The following is a 16,581-nucleotide window of genomic DNA, read 5'->3' as shown; positions in this document are numbered from 1 at the left end:
ATGGCCCGCTTCACCTTCAAGCTGCCGGACATCGGCGAGGGCATCGCCGAGGCCGAGATCGTCGCCTGGCACGTCGCCGTCGGCGATCGGGTCGAGGAAGACCAGAATATCGCCGACATGATGACCGACAAGGCGACCGTCGAGATGGAATCGCCGGTGTCGGGCGTCGTCGTCGAGCTGGCCGGCGAGGTCGGCGATCAGGTCGCGATCGGCGCGGCGCTGGTGGTGATCGAGACCGAGGATGCGGGCGAGAGCGCGGGAGGGGGCGAGGCGATCGCCGCACCGCCGAGTGCCGAGCAGGCCGAGGTCGCCGAACAATATGAGGCGGAAAACCCGGGCGTCGAGGAAATCCTCCCCGGCACGGGGAGGGGGACCGCCGGCGAAGCCGGTGGTGGAGGGGGCGCTCCACAAGCGACCCCGCCCGTAAGGCAAGACGCGAGCGCGTCGTCCGTGGCAGCCCCCCTCCACCATCCTTCGGATGGTCCCCCTCCCCGTGCCGGGGAGGAGCCTAAGGCCCTCGCTTCCCCCGCCGTCCGCGCCCGCGCGCGCGATCTCGGCATCGACCTCGCACAGGTGAAGACCGACGCCGATCGCGTCCGCCACGCCGATCTCGACGCCTTCCTGCGCTACAACGCCGGCCAGGGCTATCAAGCCCCCGGCGCATCCCGCGCCCGTGCCGACGAGCAGATCCGCGTCATCGGCATGCGCCGCCGTATCGCCGAGAACATGGCCGCGTCGAAGCGCAACATCCCGCACTTCACTTACGTCGACGAGATCGACGTCACCGCGCTGGAGGCAATGCGCGCCGACCTCAACGATCATCGCGGCGCGCGCCCCAAGCTCACGCTGCTGCCGCTGCTGATCGTCGCGATCTGCCGCACGCTGCCGCAATTCCCGATGCTCAACGCGCGCTACGACGACGAGGCGGGCGTGGTCACGCGCTCGGGCCGCGTCCATCTCGGCATGGCGGCGCAGACCGATGCAGGCCTCACCGTGCCGGTGATCCGCGACGCGCAGGACAGGAACGTCTGGCAACTCGCCACCGAGATCGCCCGCCTCGCCGAGGCGGCGCGCGCCAACAAGCTGAAGCCGGAAGAACTCGGCAACGGCACGATCACCGTCACCTCGCTGGGGCCGCTCGGCGGCATCGCGACGACGCCGGTCATCAACCGCCCCGAAGTGGCGATCATCGGTCCGAACAAGATCGTCGAACGCCCGGTCTTCACCGGTCGCGGCGACGAGATCCGCCGCGCCAAGCTGATGAACCTGTCGATCAGCTGCGATCATCGCGTCGTCGATGGCTGGGATGCGGCGAGCTACGTCCAGGCGCTCAAGACGCAGCTCGAAACGCCGGTCCTATTGTTCGCGGACTGACCGATCGGCGAGGCGGGGGGCGGCATGCCGCCGTGCCTCCGCCTGCGCCAGCCGCTGTTCGATGCGGCGAAGCATCGCGCAATAGCTCCGCCGCTCGTCCGGGCTGAGCGCCGCGCCACGCTGGACGTACTGGTCCACCCCGTTCCATATTCGCGTCAGGTCGTCGCGCATGAACGCCGCCGGCCCCGGTGCGACCAGCCCGGCGCGCCGCTGCCGGTCGAGCCGCTCGCCGAGCAGCGTCAGCCGACGCGCGAAATAAGCTTGCTGCTGCACCGCGCGGCTCGCCATCAGGCGGCGCTCCGCGGCATAAGCGGAGCTCGACGTCGCGGGCGGGACCGGCAGTCCGGCCACGGCGATGGCGCCCGACAGCGCGAGGACGAACATCTTATGGGTCATATTGCGTCCGTAACGGACAAAGGTAAAGAAGCCCCCAAACGCCCGGCGCCGCTTATTCTCTGGCTGGCCACGGTCGCGATGCTCGCCGCCTGTTCGAACGACGACCGCGCGGCGCGCCGCGCCGCCGCCGGTCCGTCACCCGATCGGGCCGCGCTGCTGCGCGTCGCCAGCGTCGCCGCCGGCGAGCGTCAATTCGCGCGCTGCGCCGCCTGCCACGCCATCCGCCGCGACGCGCCCGACCGCAACGGCCCGACGCTGTTCGGCGTCGTCGGCGCGCCGGTCGCCGGGGTCAGCCCGCGTTTCGGCTATACCGCCGCGCTGCAACGCGTCGGCGGCCGCTGGACGCCCGAACGGCTGGACGCCTGGCTGGCCGACCCCCGCGCCTTCGCCCCCGGCACCTCGATGGGCTTTCCCGGACTCGCCGACCCGCTCGACCGTGCCGACGTGATCGCCTACCTTCAGGCGCAGCGATAGCATCGCTGCGCCGATCGGGCGGCTCAGGGCCAATCGACGTTCATCGCCGTCTGCCCGTCACCCCGGACTTGATCCGGGGTCCCGCTACGTCCTTTGACCGATGCGGATCAGGAAGAAGCGGGACCCCGGGTCGAGCCCGGGGTGACGAGACGAGGGATGCACCGGCGCCCGTCGTCGTCCGGAAACGCCGGAATCTCGAGTGATTCATCCTGGCGCCCAGCCGGCCCTCACTTCATCAGCACCAGCTCTTCGGCCATCGTCGGATGGAGCGCGACCGTCTCGTCGAACTGCGCCTTGGTCAGCCCCGCCTTCACGGCGATCGCCGCCGCCTGCAGGATTTCCGGCACGTCGGGCCCGATCATATGCAGTCCGACGATCCGCCCGGTCTCACCGTCGCATACCATCTTGTACAAGGCGCGCTCGTTGCGGCCGGCGAGCACGTTCTTCATCGGCCGGAAGTCCGACGAATAGACGCGGATCGAGCCGAGCTTCTGCTTCGCCTCGCTCTCGGTCATGCCGACGCCGGCCATCGGCGGGTGGCTGAACACCGCCGCGGGGATGTTGGAATAATCGACCGTGGTCGGCTTGTCGCCGTAGAAGGTGTCAGCGAACGCCTGTCCCTCGCGGATCGCCACCGGGGTCAGCTGGACGCGGTTGGTGACGTCACCCACCGCGAAGATGCTCTCGATGCTCGACCGGTTCTGCTCGTCGACGACGATCGCGCCTTTTTCGAGCTTCACCCCGATCTCTTCGAGGCCGAGCCCCTCGGTGTTGGGCACGCGGCCGGTGGCGAACATCACCATGTCGACCGTCACCGGGTCATGGTTCGACATACGGACGGTCAGGCACCCGTCCTCGCCCTTCTCGATGCCTTCGAAATTGGCGTCGAACTTGAACTCCAGCCCCTTCATCATGCTGATCTGGAGCAGCCGGTCGCGGATCGACAGGTCGTAGCCGCGCAGGATGTCCTGCGTCCGGTTCATGATCGTGACGTGCGCGCCGAGCTGGTGGAAGATGCCGGCAAATTCGTTGGCGATATAGCCCGCGCCGGCGATCAGGATGCGCTTGGGGATCGCATCGAGATGGAACGCCTCGTTGCTGGTGATGCCGTGTTCTGCACCGGGGCAGTCGGGCACCGCCGGATGCGCGCCGACCGCGACGAGGATGCGCCCGGCGGTCTTCTCGGTCCCGTCGGCGAGGCGGACGCTATGCGGCCCGGTGACGACCGCGCGCTGGTGGATGATCTCGACGCCGTGCGTCTCCAGCGTCTGCGTATAGGCGCCGTTGATCCGGTCGACCTCTTCGAGCACGTTGTCGCGCAGCGTCTGCCAGTCGAACGCGCACTGGTCCGGCACCTGCCAGCCGAAGCGCTTGGCGTCCTTCAGATCCTCGGCGAAATGCGCGCCGTAGATCAGCAGCTTCTTGGGCACGCAGCCGCGGATGACGCAGGTGCCGCCGACGCGATATTCCTCGGCGACCGCCACTTTCGCGCCATGCGCCGCGGCGACGCGGCTCGCGCGCGTGCCGCCGGACCCCGCGCCGATGACGAACAGGTCATAATCATAGTCGGACATCAATTCACTCCGGGAGCGTCGAGCGCCGACCGAAGGCCGAGATGCTGGACGAAAGGGTCGAAATCGCGATCGCTGTACAACAGCGGAAGGCGGTCAAGGATGCAGCGGGTGGCGATCAGCGTGTCGATCGTCTTGCGGATCGTGATGCCGAGACCGCGAAGATGGCGATAGTGGCGGGCGGCTGCAACGGCGACATGATGGTCGCTGATCTGCACCATGTCGAACTCGGCGAGCAGCGCTTCTGCATGACGATAGGCGCGCACGTCGCGCGTCCCTTGCAGGACCTCGACCAGCATCAGATCGCCGACGCCGATATCCTGTTCCGCCAGGATCAGCGCTTCCAGCACCTCGGTCTGTACCGTTCGGCGGTGCGCCAGTTTGTCGATCCAGACGCTGCTGTCGACGAGGATCATTCGTCGGTCGGCAGATATTTGCTCGTTCGCATGTCGTCGAGATCGCCCTCCCAGCCGAGCCCTTCCAAGCCGCGCAGCGCCGCAAGCTGGCGTCGCGCACGGATCGTCCGCCGCAGCGACTCGATGACCGTGTCACGTTTGGTCTTGGTGCCAAGGGCCTGCATCGCCTCGTTGAGCAGGTCCTCATCGATGTCGATATTCGTCCGCATGTGTATGCTCCGCCTGTGCTCTACACATAATCTTCGGGAAGCGGCGGTGCAACGCTACCGCTCCCCGGCACGCCGCATCGGCATCGCGTCGATCGTCTCCGCCAGCACCTCGGCCGCGATCGGCTTGGCCGAGCGCAGTTTCTCGCCGCCGTCCTTGCCGATCAGGATCGCCACGAACCGGCCCGCCGGCAGCCGATAGCGTTTGCGCAACCCCGCCGCGCCGTCGTCCGCGCCGCTCACCCGATCGCCGACGATCGTCACCACCGCCAGATCGCGCTCGCGTGCCGCAGCATCCCAGCCGGCGAGCGCCCGCCGCTGTCCCGCCAGTCCCGCGTCATCCGCGCGCGGCGCCGACAGCAGCAACACCCGTCGCTCCCAGCGCATCTTGGCGACGGTGGCGGGAACGGGCGCGAGCGCCGCGGCGAGCAGGAGCGGGATCATCGCGCCTCAACGCACGACGATCCCGAATGCTTCGATCACTCCAGCCCGGCGCGCCGGATCAGATCCTCGGTCGAGGGATCGAACGACTGGCCGCCTTGGTCGGCGGCCTTCGCCATCTCCTTGCCCAGCTCGACGCCGAACTGGTCGAACGAATTGATGCCGAGCAGCACCCCGTTCACGAACACGCGATGCTCGTAGAAGGCGATCAGCGCCCCCAGCGTGCGCGGATCGAGCACGTCGAGCAGCAAGGTCGACGACGGCCGGTCGCCGCTGTACGAGCGCGCCGGATCCTCGACCTGCTTGCCCTTCATCAGCGCCGCCCCTTGCGCGAAGGCGTTGACCAGCAACTGGCGATGATGGTCCTCGGCGAGCGTGTCGCCCGGCTCGATCACCGCGATGAACTCGACCGGCACCAGATGCGTGCCCTGGTGCAACAACTGGAACACCGCATGCTGCGCATCGGTGCCGACCCCGCCCCAGGTGATCGCCGCGGTCGGCCGACCGACCGGCGTCCCGTCGGTCTTCACGCCCTTGCCGTTCGATTCCATCTCGAGCTGCTGGAGATAGCTCGGCAGCAACCGCAGCCGCTCGTCATAGGCGAAGGGCGCGCGCGTCTCGGCGTGGCGCACCTGCGTGTAATAGAGGTCGGCGAAGGCGGCGAGCACCGGCGCATTCTCGTGCAGCGCGGTCAGCCTGAAGTGGCGATCCATTTCGGCGGCGCCTTCGAGCAGTTCCTCGAACGCGCCCCAGCCAAGCGCGATCGCCGCCGGAAAGCCGATCGACGACCAGAGCGAATAGCGCCCGCCGACGCCTTCGCCGAACGGCAGGATGCGCGTCTCGTCGACGCCCCATTCCATCGCCTTGTCGGGCGCCGCGGTCAGCGCGATCACCTTGCCATAGGGGTCCTCGACGCCATGTTCGGTCATCCATTGCAGCGCCGATTCGGCGTTGAGCATCGTCTCCTTGGTGGTGAAGGTCTTCGATGCCACGACCAGCAGGGTCGCCGCCGGATCGAAATCCTTGATCGCATCCTCCAGCGCGACGCCGTCGACGTTGGAGACGATCGCGACATCGTAGCGCGCATCCTCGCGTCCCAGCGCATCGACCAGCAGATGCGGCCCGAGCGCCGACCCGCCGATGCCGATATGCAGCACGTGGCGGATGTCGCCGAGCGCGCCGCCCTCGATCGCGTCGATCAGCGAGCGCATCCGCTCGTGCAGCTTGCGCGCCAGCGCGACGCTCTCCGCATCGCCCTCGCCGCGCTCGGCGGCATGGAGCACCGGCCGGTCCTCGGTGACGTTGACGTGCTCGCCGCCGAACATCGCGTCGCGCTTGCCGGCGAGGTCCTGCGCCTGCGCGAGCGCGGCGAACGCCTCGACCGCCTGCGTCGTCAGATGCGTCTTCGACCAGTCGAAATGGATTCCGGCCACGTCGAGGCTGAATTTGGACAGCCGCTCGCCGTCCTGATCGAACAGCTCGACCAGCTTGGGGGAGGGGAGGGCTTCGATCGCAGACCAGTCGCTCATGTCTTGTCGTCCTTCGGGGAAGGGAGTTCGTGTCAGTCCCGTATCGATCCTGCGCGGGCGGGCAAGCCCTGTCGGTCGGAACGACTACTCAGGACGCTCGGGGGACGCTAAGGCTCCCTCGCTATGGATCAGACACCGACGCCGGCCCCCGCGGCCACCACCGCCACCGTCAAGCCGCCGCGCTCGGAGCTGAACGAGACGCTGCGCTTCCTCGTCAAGCTGGCGATCGCGGTTCTGATCCTCAGGAGCTTCCTGTTCGCGCCCTTCTCGATTCCCTCGGAATCGATGCTGCCGCGGCTGCTGATCGGCGACTATCTGTTCGTCACCAAATGGAATTACGGCTATTCGCGCTGGTCGCTGCCGGGCGGCGTGCCGTTGATCCCGGGGCGGATCCTCGGCCGCGATCCAACGCGCGGCGACGTCGTCGTCTTCCGCTCGCCCGAGCCCGACGATCATGACGTCATCAAGCGCGTCATCGGCCTGCCGGGCGACACGATCCAGGTCCGGCGCGGTCAGGTGATCCTCAACGGCAAGCCGATCCCCAAGCAGCGCGTCGCCGACTTCGTGCTCCCGCTCACGCCGAACTTCGACGCGCAGAAATGCGGTTCGCAGTTTCAGGACGTCGATGCCGCCGGCGTGCCGATCTGCCGCTACCCGCGCTTCCGCGAGACGCTGCCCAACGGCAAGAGCTACATGGTGCTCGATCAGGCCGACATTCCGCAGGCAGACGATACCGGCCTCTACACCGTGCCCGCCGGCGACGTTTTCCTGATGGGCGACAATCGCGACGACAGCGCCGACAGCCGTTTCCCGGCGCCGATCGGCATGGGCTACATCCCGATGGAGCGGATCGAGGGCAAGGCGGTGGTCACCTTCTTCTCGACCGACGGCAATGCCTCGTGGATCAACCCGGTCAGCTGGTTCACCGCGGCACGCTGGCAGCGGATCGGAGAGGGCTTCTGAGCATCGCGCTGCCCGAATGGCTGACCGAGACCTTCGGCCGCCGCCCCGCCGACATCGCGCCCTATCAACGCGCGCTGACCCACGGCAGCCAGGCGGCGGAGAATTACGAGCGGCTCGAATTCCTCGGCGACCGCGTCCTCGGCCTCGTCATGGCGGAATGGCTGTGGGAGCTCTTCCCCAAGGAGCCCGAGGGACAATTGTCGAAGCGGCTCAACGCGCTGGTCACCGGCACGGTGTGCGCCGACGTCGCGCGCGAGCTGGGCGTGCGCGCGCATCTGCGCCTCGGCAAACAGGCGCGCGACGACGGTGCCTATGAGAGCGACAATATCCTCGGCGACGTGATGGAGGCGCTGATCGGCGCCTGGTATCGCGAGGCCGGGCTCGACGCCGCACGCGCCTTCGTCCGCAAGGCCTGGGGCCATCGTGTCCAGCACGGCGACAAGGCGCCGCAGCATCCCAAATCGGCATTGCAGGAATGGGCGGCGGCGGCCGGCCGGCGCACCCCGGAATATGTCGTTGTCGACCGCTCCGGCCCGCACCATGCGCCGCGCTTCACCGTACAGGTGAAGATCGGCAGCTTCGCGGACGCGACCGCGACCGGCGCGAACAAGCAGATCGCGGAGACGGCCGCGGCAAAAGCGCTGCTGGAGAAGCTCCAGGGGTGAGGCACGTCACGCTCCGCCCCCCGTTCGCCCTGAGCCTGTCGAAGGGCACCTCTCCCCGGGGGGTGGGCAGGGCTATCGCATATGGCTGCGGTAATGAGGCTCGATCGCTTTCCTTACCAATTTCGTCACCCCGGACTCGTTCCGGGGTCCACCGGGCCGCGAGAGAATGGTGGTGGATCAAGCCTTTCTCCTCGCCGCAGGGTGGACCCCGGAACAAGTCCGGGGTGACGGGGTGGGCGTGGAAGACGACCGGCTCGCACGAGCGTCCATCTGCGATTGCCCTGGGGAGTGGGTAATGGCGTTCTGGCCCTATATCCTCCTCTGCAACGACGGCAGCTATTACACCGGCCACACCGACAACCTCGACCTGCGCATCGGCCAGCACCAGACCGGTGCGTACGAGGGCTATACGTCGGAACGCCGCCCGGTGACCCTCGTCTGGTCGCAGGATTTCCCCTCGCGTCTCGAAGCACTCGAAGCCGAACGCCGGATCAAGGGCTGGAGCCGCGCCAAGAAGGAAGCACTGATCCGCGCCGATTGGGAGACGCTCAGCCAACTCGCGCGCAACCGCCAGGCGGAACCCAGCCCTTCGACAGGCTCAGGGCAAACGGGCGAGGGGGATGGCCCAGCCATGAATTCCGTTCGCGCTGAGCCTGTCGAAGCGCACCCATCCCCAAACGCATCGCTTGCGAATCCATCCCCCATTACGCCCCAGCCCGTCGAAGCCCGCCCCTCCACCACCGCAAAATCAGCGGCGCAACCGCCCGCTCCCCAAACCCCCGTACCGGACCAGAACCCATGACCCAGACCCAACATTGCGGCCTCGTCGCCGTGGTCGGCGCGCCCAATGCGGGCAAGTCGACGCTCGTCAATGCGCTCGTCGGCCAGAAGGTGGCGATCGTCAGCCCCAAGGCGCAGACGACGCGCACCAAGCTGCTCGGCGTCGCGATCCAGGACGAGGCGCAGATCCTGCTCGTCGATACCCCCGGCATCTTCGAACCGCAGCGCCGGCTCGACCGCGCGATGGTCGCCGCCGCCTGGACCGGCACCGAGGGCGCCGACCTGATCGCACTCGTCGTCGACGGCAAGGGCGGCATCGGCGGCAAGGTCGAACGGATCGCCGAGGCGCTGAAAGACCGGCCCGAGCCCAAGATCCTGATCCTCAACAAGGTCGACATCGCCGACAAGCCCCGGCTGCTGCTCCACGCGGAAAAGCTCAACGCGCTGATGCCCTTCGCCGATACGTGGTTCGTCTCGGCGCAGACCGGCGACGGCCTGCCCGAGCTGAAGTCGGCGCTCGCCAAGGCGATGCCGGAAGGTCCGTGGCATTATCCCGAGGATCAGGTCTCCGACGCCACCGAACGCGCGCTCGCCAGCGAAGTGACGCGCGAACAGCTCTACCTCCAGCTCCACGCCGAACTGCCTTATGCCAGCACGGTCGAGACGGAGAAATACAGCGAGCGCGAGGACGGCTCGGTCGAGGTCCACCAGCAGATCCTCGTCGAGCGCCCGACCCAGCGCGCGATCATCCTCGGCAAGGGCGGCAGCCGCATCAAGGAAATCGGCGCCCGCGCCCGCACCGAACTGGCGAGCATCCTCGGATCGCCGGTCCACCTCTACCTCCACGTCAAGGTCAAGCCCGGCTGGGACGAGGACCGCGACGTCTACCGCGACATCGGCCTCGACTGGGTCGAGTAACCGCAAATCCTCCCCCGCCAGGGGGAGGGGGACCGTCCGGCGTAAGCCGGGTGGTGGAGGGGGAGGACAGGGCGGGAGCTTGGTGACAATACTCCCGCCCTATCCTCCCCCTCCGTCAGCGCTGCGCGCTGCCACCTCCCCCTTGCGGGGGAGGACTATCGCATATGGTTGTGGCGATGAGGTTCGATCGGTTTCCTCATCTAAATCGTCACCCCGGACTCGTTCCGGGGTCCACCGGGCCGCGAGAAAATGGTTCCGGATCAAGCCTTTCTCCTTGCCGCATGGTGGACCCCGGAACAAGTCCGGGGTGACGGGGTGGGCTTGGAAGGCGACAGGCTCGCACGAGCATCTATATGCGATTACCTTGCCCTTGCGGGGGGAGGATTGGCTACTGCCCCAGAACCTCCCGCACCCAGTCCGGCACCAGCACCCCCGCCGGCCCCAGCCGCGTCTCGGCGAAGAACCCGCTCCCCGCCGACCGCTCCAGATTGAGCTCCAGCGTCTCCGCACCATAAGCGTCGGCGAGCTGCACGAACCCCGCCGCCGGATACACCGCGCCCGACGTGCCGATCGACACGAACAGATCGGCCCGCGCCAGCGCCGCCTCGATCCGCTCCATCTGATAGGGCATCTCGCCGAAGAAGACGATGTCGGGGCGCAGCGCCGCCGCCCCGCACGCATCGCACCGTGTTCCCGGCGGCAGCGCATCATGCCACCCCCGCCGTACGCCGCAACGCGCGCACAAGGCCGAGGTCAGCTCGCCATGCATGTGCAGCAACCGCCGCGCCCCGGCGCGCTCGTGCAGGTCGTCGACATTCTGCGTCACGATCAGCAGATCGCCCGGCCATGCCGCATCCAGCTCGGCCAGCGCACGATGCGCGGCATTGGGCCCGACCCCGGCGAGCGCCGCCCGCCGCAGATCGTAGAAGCGATGCACCAGCACCGGATCGGCGGCGAGCGCTTCGGGCGTGCACACATCCTCGACGCGATGCCCCTCCCACAGCCCGCCCGGCCCGCGGAAGGTGGCGATCCCCGATTCGGCGGAGACGCCCGCCCCGGTCAGCACGACGATGTTGCGGATGTCGGTCATTCCGTTCCAGATAGGCGCGTCGCCCGATCCTGCAACGCGTCCGGCAGCAGAGGCGGTCATGTCCGACAGGTCCGCGGTAAAAGGTAGCGTTAACAACAGCTTGCGCGATAAGCTGTCCTACAGCCCGGCCTTGTGCCAAAAGGCCGGCATGACCCTCGCCCCCTCCGCTATGCGTGACCTTCGTGAAGTTAGGAGCCTCGCATGACCGCGATCGGCATCTATGGCAGCAGCGGCCGCATGGGCCGCGCGATCACCGAGCAGATCGATGCGGCGGGCGCGACGCTTGCCGGCGGCGTCGATGCCGGCGGCGATCCGGCGGTGCTCGCGCGCATGTCGGACGTGCTGGTCGACTTCTCGACCGCCTCGGCGATCGAAGCGCATCTCGCCGCGGCGCGCGCGGCACGCACGCCGCTGGTCATCGGCACCACCGGGCTCAGCCAGGCGCAGCATGCCGCGATCGACGCCGCCGCGACCGAGATCGCGGTGCTCCAGACCGGCAACACCTCGCTCGGCGTCACCCTGCTCGCACAAATGGTCCGCGAGGCGGCGGCACGGCTCGGCACCGACTGGGATATCGAGATCGTCGAGAGCCACCACCGTCACAAGGTCGACGCCCCCTCGGGCACGGCGATCCTGCTCGGCGAGGCGGCGGCGGCGGGGCGGGGGACGACGCTGTCCGAATTGCGCGTCGATGGCCGCGCCGGCCTCACCGGCGCGCGCACCGAGGGGACGATCGGCCTGTCGAGCCTGCGGGGCGGCTCGATCATCGGCGATCATACCGTGTTGTTCGCCAGCGAGGGCGAGCGGATCGAGCTGTCGCACCTCGCGCAGGACCGTTCGATCTTCGCCAAGGGTGCGGTGCGCGCGGCGCTGTGGCTCGCCGGCCGGCCCGCCGGCCGCTACCGTATGGGCGACGTGCTCGGCCTGTGAAGAAGGCGGACGTCTTCGAATTCTACCGCCGGCTGGCGGAGGCGAACCCGCATCCCAAGACCGAGCTCGAATCGGGCAATGCTTATCAATTGCTCGTCGCGGTGGTGCTGTCGGCGCAGGCGACCGATGCCGGCGTCAACAAGGCGACGCGCGCATTGTTCGCCGAGGTGAAGACCCCCGAACAGATGGTCGCGCTCGGCCTCGACGCGCTGAAACAACATATCCGCACGATCGGCCTGTTCAACACCAAGGCGAAGAACGTCATCGCGCTGTCCGAGGCGCTGGTTGCCGACCATGACAGCGCGGTGCCGAACGATCGCGACGCGCTCGAACGCCTGCCCGGCGTCGGCCGCAAGACCGCCAATGTGGTGATGAACGTCGCCTTCGGTGCCGAGACCTTCGCGGTCGACACGCATATCTTCCGCGTCGGCAACCGCACCGGCCTCGCCCGCGGCAAGACGCCGCTCGCGGTCGAGCTGAAGCTGGACAAGGCGACGCCGCAGCCATTCCGGTTGCACGCGCATCACTGGCTGATCCTGCACGGCCGCTACGTCTGCAAGGCGCGGCGGCCCGAATGCTGGCGCTGCATCGTCGCCGACCTGTGCGCGTTCAAGCCGAAGACGCCGCCGCCCAAGGCGCTCGCCGCATAAAGCCTCTGGCGCCGCCGCCGCGGCTTTGCTAGGCGCAGTCTTCAGGCACCCGTAGCTCAGCTGGATAGAGCGCTGCCCTCCGAAGGCAGAGGCCACTGGTTCGAATCCAGTCGGGTGCACCATCACCGATCAGCGTTGTTTTCCCCGCTTGGTTCGCGAGTCGGGATCTCCTGAATGCAGTTGGCCATCGTCGGTCCGATGCATCCTGCCCCTGTTGCGATCCATGACGCAGCCGCCCCTCGGCCGCAGGCCGCCCTGAATGCGGTTTGAGACCTCACGATCGCTCTCTATCATGGATCCGGAGCCAAATGGGGCGAGGGCGGCGTGGTGATCGACTTGAGGACGGTGGAACAGCTTGCCGCCGACCAGGCCTCGCTCAAGGCTGCGGCGGGTCTCGCGAAGCCCGCACGATGGTCCGGCATCGGCACGAGTCACGACGCGGCGCTGATCTGGGGCGAATGTGCCGGGTCCGGCGCCAATCCCTATCGGGTGATGGCCGACCTGCGCGACCTGGCGAGCAAATGCACCTGCCCCTCGCGCAAATTCCCGTGCAAACACGCTCTTGCATTGTTCTGGCTGTATGCAGAAGCGCTTCTTGCCTTTCCCGCTGCGGAGACGCCCGCGTGGGTGACCGAATGGCTGGGGCGTCGACGCTCGACCGCAGCGCCCAAGCCCCTGATGCCGGTGGCGGACAAGAACCTGCACGCTGCCCGGATCGCCGAGCCTGAAGCGGTTCCCGACGCCAGGACCGCGGCGCGACGCGCGGCGGCCGGGGCCAGGCGTGCGGAAGAGACCGGGCGGGCGATCCGCGACGCGTTGGACGCGCTCGAGCAATGGGTAGGCGACCAGCTTCGCCTCGGCCTTGCCGGTTTCGTCGACGACGTGACGGTGCGCTGTCGCCGCATCGGCGCGCGACTGGTCGACGGCAAGGCAGCCGCATTGGCAGGCCATGTGGACGATTTGCCCGCTCGATTGCTCGCGCTGCCGGCCGGCGACCGGGTGCGCGGCGCGGTGGTGGAACTGGCGCGGCTGGTGCTGCTCGCACGGGCCTTCCGCGCCGATCCCCGCGACCCGGAGCTGCGGCGCGCCGTCGCATCGGCCGAGAGCCGCGAGACCCTGCTCGCCGATCCGGCCGTGCTGCGGGTCACCGCCGCCTGGGACGTGCTTGCGGAGCGGGTCCGTACCCGCCGCGACGGGCTGATCTCGCAGGCGACGTGGCTGCTCAACCTGACCGAAGGTCCCCGTTTTGCGATGCTGCTCGATTTCTTTCCGGCCAGCGCCGGACGGCGCGCGACGGTGTTCACCCCGGGCGAACAGTTCGTCGGCGAACTGCTGTTCTTTCCCGCGCGCGTCCCGCTGCGCGCCATGCTGATCCAGCGCGAGGCGGCGCTGGTCGATGGTCCGCCGCTCGACTGGCCGCCGGCGGATATGCCGCTGCAGGCAGCATTGGCCGCGCCGCTGCTCGCCGAGCCATGGGCCGCGGAGCGACCGATCCTGCTTCCGCCGGGACGGATCGGCTACGATCGTGCCGGCACGTCATGGTGGCTACCGCGCGAAGGCACCGCGCGGCTGCCGCTGGCGGGCGGTGCGGAAGGGTTGATCGCCGGCACCGAGCTGACGCGCAGCGCGGCCCTCTGGTCGGGCAGCCGGCTGGAGATGCTCGCGGCGCGGACGCCCTGGGGGCGTATCGGCCATGGCTGAAACCCTGCTCGACGCGCTTGGCCCGGTGCTGACGCGCTGGACGATCGGCGGCAGCGCGGTACCGGCCGCCCCCGCCGTCTGGCGCGATGCGCTGGGAGGTGAGATCGGAGAAGCCGAATTGCGGCTGCTGGCGTTGTCCGGGCAATTGCTCGGAGCGCTGACGGTCGCCGAGCCCGCGGGCGAGGTGCGGCCACGCGGCGACATCCCGTCCCTTGCCCGGCCGCCGCTTCCGGAGCCGTTGCGGCCACGTGTGCGGCGCCTGCTCCAGGCGCTGCGCGAGCCGTCGTTGCGCCGCCACCTGCTCGTCTTTCTCGACGGTCGGGGCTGGACGCTTCATCCGGGCGATTGGATGCCCGGACCGGGCGAGGACGTGCCCGAGGTCTATGCACCATGGCAGGATTGGGCCGACGCCTCGCAACCGCGATCGGACAGGCCGGAGGTTCTTGATGCCGGGAGCTGGGACAGCTTCGGTCCGGCCATGCGTCATGCCGCTTTCGCGGCGTTGCGCCGGCAGGATCCCGCCTGGGCGGCCGGGCTGCTCGCGGAGAAGATCGGCGGCGAGGCGCCCGGTCATCGCCTGCGGTTCGTCGAGGCGATGGCGACGGGTCTGTCCGACGCCGACCGACCATTGCTCGAACGTCTTACCGGCGACCGTGCGCCGCGCGTGAAGGCAGTGGCGGCCGCGCTGCTGGCGCGGCTGGGTCATGGCGATGCCGCCGATGCGGATGCGACCGAACTAGCAGAGTTTTTCTCCCTTCAAACGTGGGGCCTGTTGCGCCGTACCCGCGCGATCGTACCGCGGGCCTTGAAAATCGCGGCGCAACGGGATCGCCGCGCGGCGCTTTTTCAGACGGTGTCCTTCGATGCCTTCGCGCGGGCGCTCGGCCTGTCCCCGACCGATCTCGCCGGGGCTTGGCCGTGGGGGAGCGACGTGCACGTGGATTTGCTGTGCGCGGCCATGGCGGCACGCTCGGCGACCGATGCGATCATCGCCGCGATCATGGCGGCGCTGACGGCGGCAGCCGCGATCGATCTGACCATTTTGATGCAGCTTCTGCCGCGCTTGACCGCGGCGCAATGTCGGCAGATCGCGATCTATCTGCTTCGCGCGAAGGGGGCCGGCTTTGCGATGGCACTGATCGTCGCGGGCGGCGCTGGCGGGATCGACGAGGCGATCGCCACTCCCGCGGGCGAGGCGCTGCTCGCCGCCCTCGGATCGGACGACGCCGCGCACGCCGATCAGGCGATCGAACTCCAGGCATTGGGCCTGCTCGCCTCGCGCGCAGCGGCGGCGCAGGCGCTCGAACGACTGGCGGCGACAGGGCTGATCGCCTCCGATCCGCGGCTCGACATGCTGCGGCTCAATGCTGCGCTCGAAGACAGGAGACGAACCGAATGAGCGAGATGCTGCGCCTGCCCGCCGAGGCGATCTATGCCGGTGAACTCGCCGCGCTGGCCGCCGGTGATGCCGATCGGCGCCCGTCCGGCTGGGCGCTCTCGCCCAAAGTGGTGGTCACCTATCTGATGGGCGGTACCGCCGCCGACGGCACACCGGTCACACCCAAATACGTCGGTGACCGGCGGCTGATCGAGACGGCCGTGGCGACGCTCGCCACCGATCGTGCGCTGCTGCTGCTTGGGGTGCCAGGCACGGCCAAATCCTGGGTGTCCGAGCATCTCGCCGCCGCGGTCGCGGGCGATTCGACGATGGTGATCCAGTGCACGGCCGGGACTGACGAAAACCAGGTCCGCTACGGCTGGAATTATGCGCAGCTGCTCGCGCACGGGCCGAGTCGCGAGGCGTTGGTGGCCACTCCGATGATGCGTGCCATGGAGTCGGGCAAGCTCTGCCGACTGGAGGAATTGACCCGCATGGGATCCGACGTGCAGGACACGTTGATCACCGTGCTCTCCGAAAAGATGATGCCGATCCCGGAGCTGAACAGCGCGGTATATGCCCGTCGCGGGTTCAACATCATCGCCACGGCCAACAACCGCGACAAGGGCGTCAACGAACTCAGCTCGGCGCTCAAGCGGCGGTTCAACGTGGTGGTGTTGCCGTTGCCCGACAGTGCCGAGGAGGAAGTGGCGATCATCGTCAAGCGGGTCGGCGAGATGGCGCAGAGCCTCGACCTGCCGGAGCCCAGGAATGTCGCCGAGGAAGTGGCGCGGGTGGTCGCGATCTTCCGCGAACTGCGAGCCGGGTCGACCGAGGACGGCAAGGTCGCGCTCAAGTCGCCCTCGGGCGGGTTGTCCACCGCCGAGGCGATCGGCGTGATGGTCGGCGGGATCAGCCAGGCGACCTTCTTCAACGACGGTCGGCTCACGCCCGGGACGTTGGCGGCCACCATGATCGGCGCGGTGGTGAAGGATCCCGTGCAGGACAAAGCGGTGCTGGGCGAATATCTCGAGACCGTGCTCAAGAAACGCCGGGGGTTCGAAGACTATTATGCCTCGCTGTCCGAGCTGATCTGACG

General features: G+C 68.4%; 18 protein-coding genes and 1 tRNA gene. 12 read left to right on the top strand and 7 right to left on the bottom strand.

The features are described 5' to 3' along the window. Window positions 1-1,374 (top strand): dihydrolipoamide acetyltransferase family protein, encoded by a 1,374-nt coding sequence (locus tag MC45_RS11225; protein ID WP_038663095.1) that lies wholly within the window; start codon window positions 1-3, stop codon window positions 1,372-1,374. Here MC45_RS11225 and MC45_RS11220 read toward each other — a convergent pair. Next, window positions 1,357-1,770: a hypothetical protein gene (locus MC45_RS11220; protein WP_038663093.1), complete on the bottom strand. Its 414-nt coding sequence runs from the start codon at window positions 1,768-1,770 to the stop codon at window positions 1,357-1,359. The two genes, MC45_RS11225 and MC45_RS11220, sit on opposite strands and share 18 nt — an antisense overlap. Window positions 1,771-1,848: 78 nt before the next feature. Here MC45_RS11220 and MC45_RS11215 point away from each other — a divergent pair, with 78 nt between their 5' ends. Then, a complete protein-coding gene (locus tag MC45_RS11215; protein ID WP_052075630.1) occupies window positions 1,849-2,244 on the top strand; it encodes a c-type cytochrome in 396 nt (131 codons plus the stop codon). A gap of 227 nt (window positions 2,245-2,471) precedes the next feature. Here the strand turns inward: MC45_RS11215 and gorA are convergent, their stop codons facing one another. Genes gorA through pgi form a run of 5 tightly spaced genes read right to left on the bottom strand, consistent with a single transcriptional unit; the run spans window position 2,472 to window position 6,407 of the window. Continuing rightward, complete coding sequence (gorA, locus tag MC45_RS11210) at window positions 2,472-3,818, bottom strand: glutathione-disulfide reductase (protein WP_038663089.1); 1,347 nt, start codon at window positions 3,816-3,818, stop codon at window positions 2,472-2,474. Next, on the bottom strand, window positions 3,818-4,231 hold the full coding sequence (vapC, locus tag MC45_RS11205; RefSeq protein ID WP_038663087.1) for a type II toxin-antitoxin system VapC family toxin: 414 nt from the start codon (window positions 4,229-4,231) through the stop codon (window positions 3,818-3,820). The genes gorA and vapC overlap by 1 nt, the downstream gene beginning before the upstream one ends. Further along, window positions 4,228-4,440: a type II toxin-antitoxin system VapB family antitoxin gene (locus MC45_RS11200; RefSeq protein ID WP_038663084.1), complete on the bottom strand. Its 213-nt coding sequence runs from the start codon at window positions 4,438-4,440 to the stop codon at window positions 4,228-4,230. Before MC45_RS11200 ends, vapC begins: the two co-directional genes overlap by 4 nt. A gap of 54 nt (window positions 4,441-4,494) precedes the next feature. Then, window positions 4,495-4,881, bottom strand: a complete 387-nt coding sequence (locus MC45_RS11195) for a DUF4174 domain-containing protein (RefSeq protein WP_038663081.1) — start codon at window positions 4,879-4,881, stop codon at window positions 4,495-4,497. Window positions 4,882-4,916: 35 nt separating this feature from the next. After that, window positions 4,917-6,407, bottom strand: a complete 1,491-nt coding sequence (gene pgi / locus MC45_RS11190; protein WP_038663079.1) for a glucose-6-phosphate isomerase — start codon at window positions 6,405-6,407, stop codon at window positions 4,917-4,919. 123 nt (window positions 6,408-6,530) lie between these two features. Here pgi and lepB point away from each other — a divergent pair, with 123 nt between their 5' ends. The 4 genes from lepB to era all read left to right on the top strand — a co-directional run bounded on the left by lepB (window position 6,531) and on the right by era (window position 9,733). Then, the gene (gene lepB / locus MC45_RS11185) at window positions 6,531-7,370 is read left to right on the top strand and encodes a signal peptidase I (protein WP_038663077.1); all 840 of its coding nucleotides are present in this window, start codon (window positions 6,531-6,533) and stop codon (window positions 7,368-7,370) included. Continuing rightward, window positions 7,367-8,035: a ribonuclease III gene (rnc, locus tag MC45_RS11180; protein WP_038667180.1), complete on the top strand. Its 669-nt coding sequence runs from the start codon at window positions 7,367-7,369 to the stop codon at window positions 8,033-8,035. Before lepB ends, rnc begins: the two co-directional genes overlap by 4 nt. Window positions 8,036-8,330: 295 nt before the next feature. After that, the gene (locus MC45_RS18930) at window positions 8,331-8,837 is read left to right on the top strand and encodes a GIY-YIG nuclease family protein (RefSeq protein WP_081974545.1); all 507 of its coding nucleotides are present in this window, start codon (window positions 8,331-8,333) and stop codon (window positions 8,835-8,837) included. Continuing rightward, window positions 8,834-9,733, top strand: a complete 900-nt coding sequence (era, locus tag MC45_RS11175; RefSeq protein WP_038663074.1) for a GTPase Era — start codon at window positions 8,834-8,836, stop codon at window positions 9,731-9,733. Before MC45_RS18930 ends, era begins: the two co-directional genes overlap by 4 nt. A gap of 388 nt (window positions 9,734-10,121) precedes the next feature. Here the strand turns inward: era and MC45_RS11170 are convergent, their stop codons facing one another. Further along, window positions 10,122-10,823, bottom strand: coding sequence for an NAD-dependent deacylase (locus MC45_RS11170; protein ID WP_038663072.1), 702 nt, complete (start codon window positions 10,821-10,823; stop codon window positions 10,122-10,124). A 201-nt stretch (window positions 10,824-11,024) separates the two neighbouring features. On the opposite strand from MC45_RS11170, the gene dapB reads away from it, so the two are divergent. The 6 genes from dapB to MC45_RS11140 all read left to right on the top strand — a co-directional run bounded on the left by dapB (window position 11,025) and on the right by MC45_RS11140 (window position 16,579). Next, window positions 11,025-11,753: a 4-hydroxy-tetrahydrodipicolinate reductase gene (dapB, locus tag MC45_RS11165; RefSeq protein ID WP_038663070.1), complete on the top strand. Its 729-nt coding sequence runs from the start codon at window positions 11,025-11,027 to the stop codon at window positions 11,751-11,753. Next, window positions 11,750-12,403, top strand: coding sequence for an endonuclease III (gene nth, locus MC45_RS11160; protein WP_038663069.1), 654 nt, complete (start codon window positions 11,750-11,752; stop codon window positions 12,401-12,403). Before dapB ends, nth begins: the two co-directional genes overlap by 4 nt. 45 nt (window positions 12,404-12,448) lie before the next feature. Beyond that, window positions 12,449-12,525 (top strand) — tRNA-Arg (locus MC45_RS11155). 205 nt (window positions 12,526-12,730) lie between these two features. After that, complete coding sequence (locus tag MC45_RS11150) at window positions 12,731-14,104, top strand: SWIM zinc finger family protein (protein WP_245640711.1); 1,374 nt, start codon at window positions 12,731-12,733, stop codon at window positions 14,102-14,104. Beyond that, a complete protein-coding gene (locus tag MC45_RS11145; protein ID WP_038663065.1) occupies window positions 14,097-15,503 on the top strand; it encodes a DUF5691 domain-containing protein in 1,407 nt (468 codons plus the stop codon). The genes MC45_RS11150 and MC45_RS11145 overlap by 8 nt, the downstream gene beginning before the upstream one ends. Further along, complete coding sequence (locus tag MC45_RS11140; protein ID WP_038663062.1) at window positions 15,500-16,579, top strand: ATP-binding protein; 1,080 nt, start codon at window positions 15,500-15,502, stop codon at window positions 16,577-16,579. The genes MC45_RS11145 and MC45_RS11140 overlap by 4 nt, the downstream gene beginning before the upstream one ends. The last annotated feature ends 2 nt before the right edge of the window (window positions 16,580-16,581 follow it).

Origin of the sequence: Sphingomonas taxi, from assembly GCF_000764535.1 — a bacterium.
Lineage (GTDB): Bacteria > Pseudomonadota > Alphaproteobacteria > Sphingomonadales > Sphingomonadaceae > Sphingomonas > Sphingomonas taxi.
The sequence above is the reverse complement of the archived record's forward strand: the minus strand, read 5'-3'. Positions and strand labels throughout refer to the sequence as shown.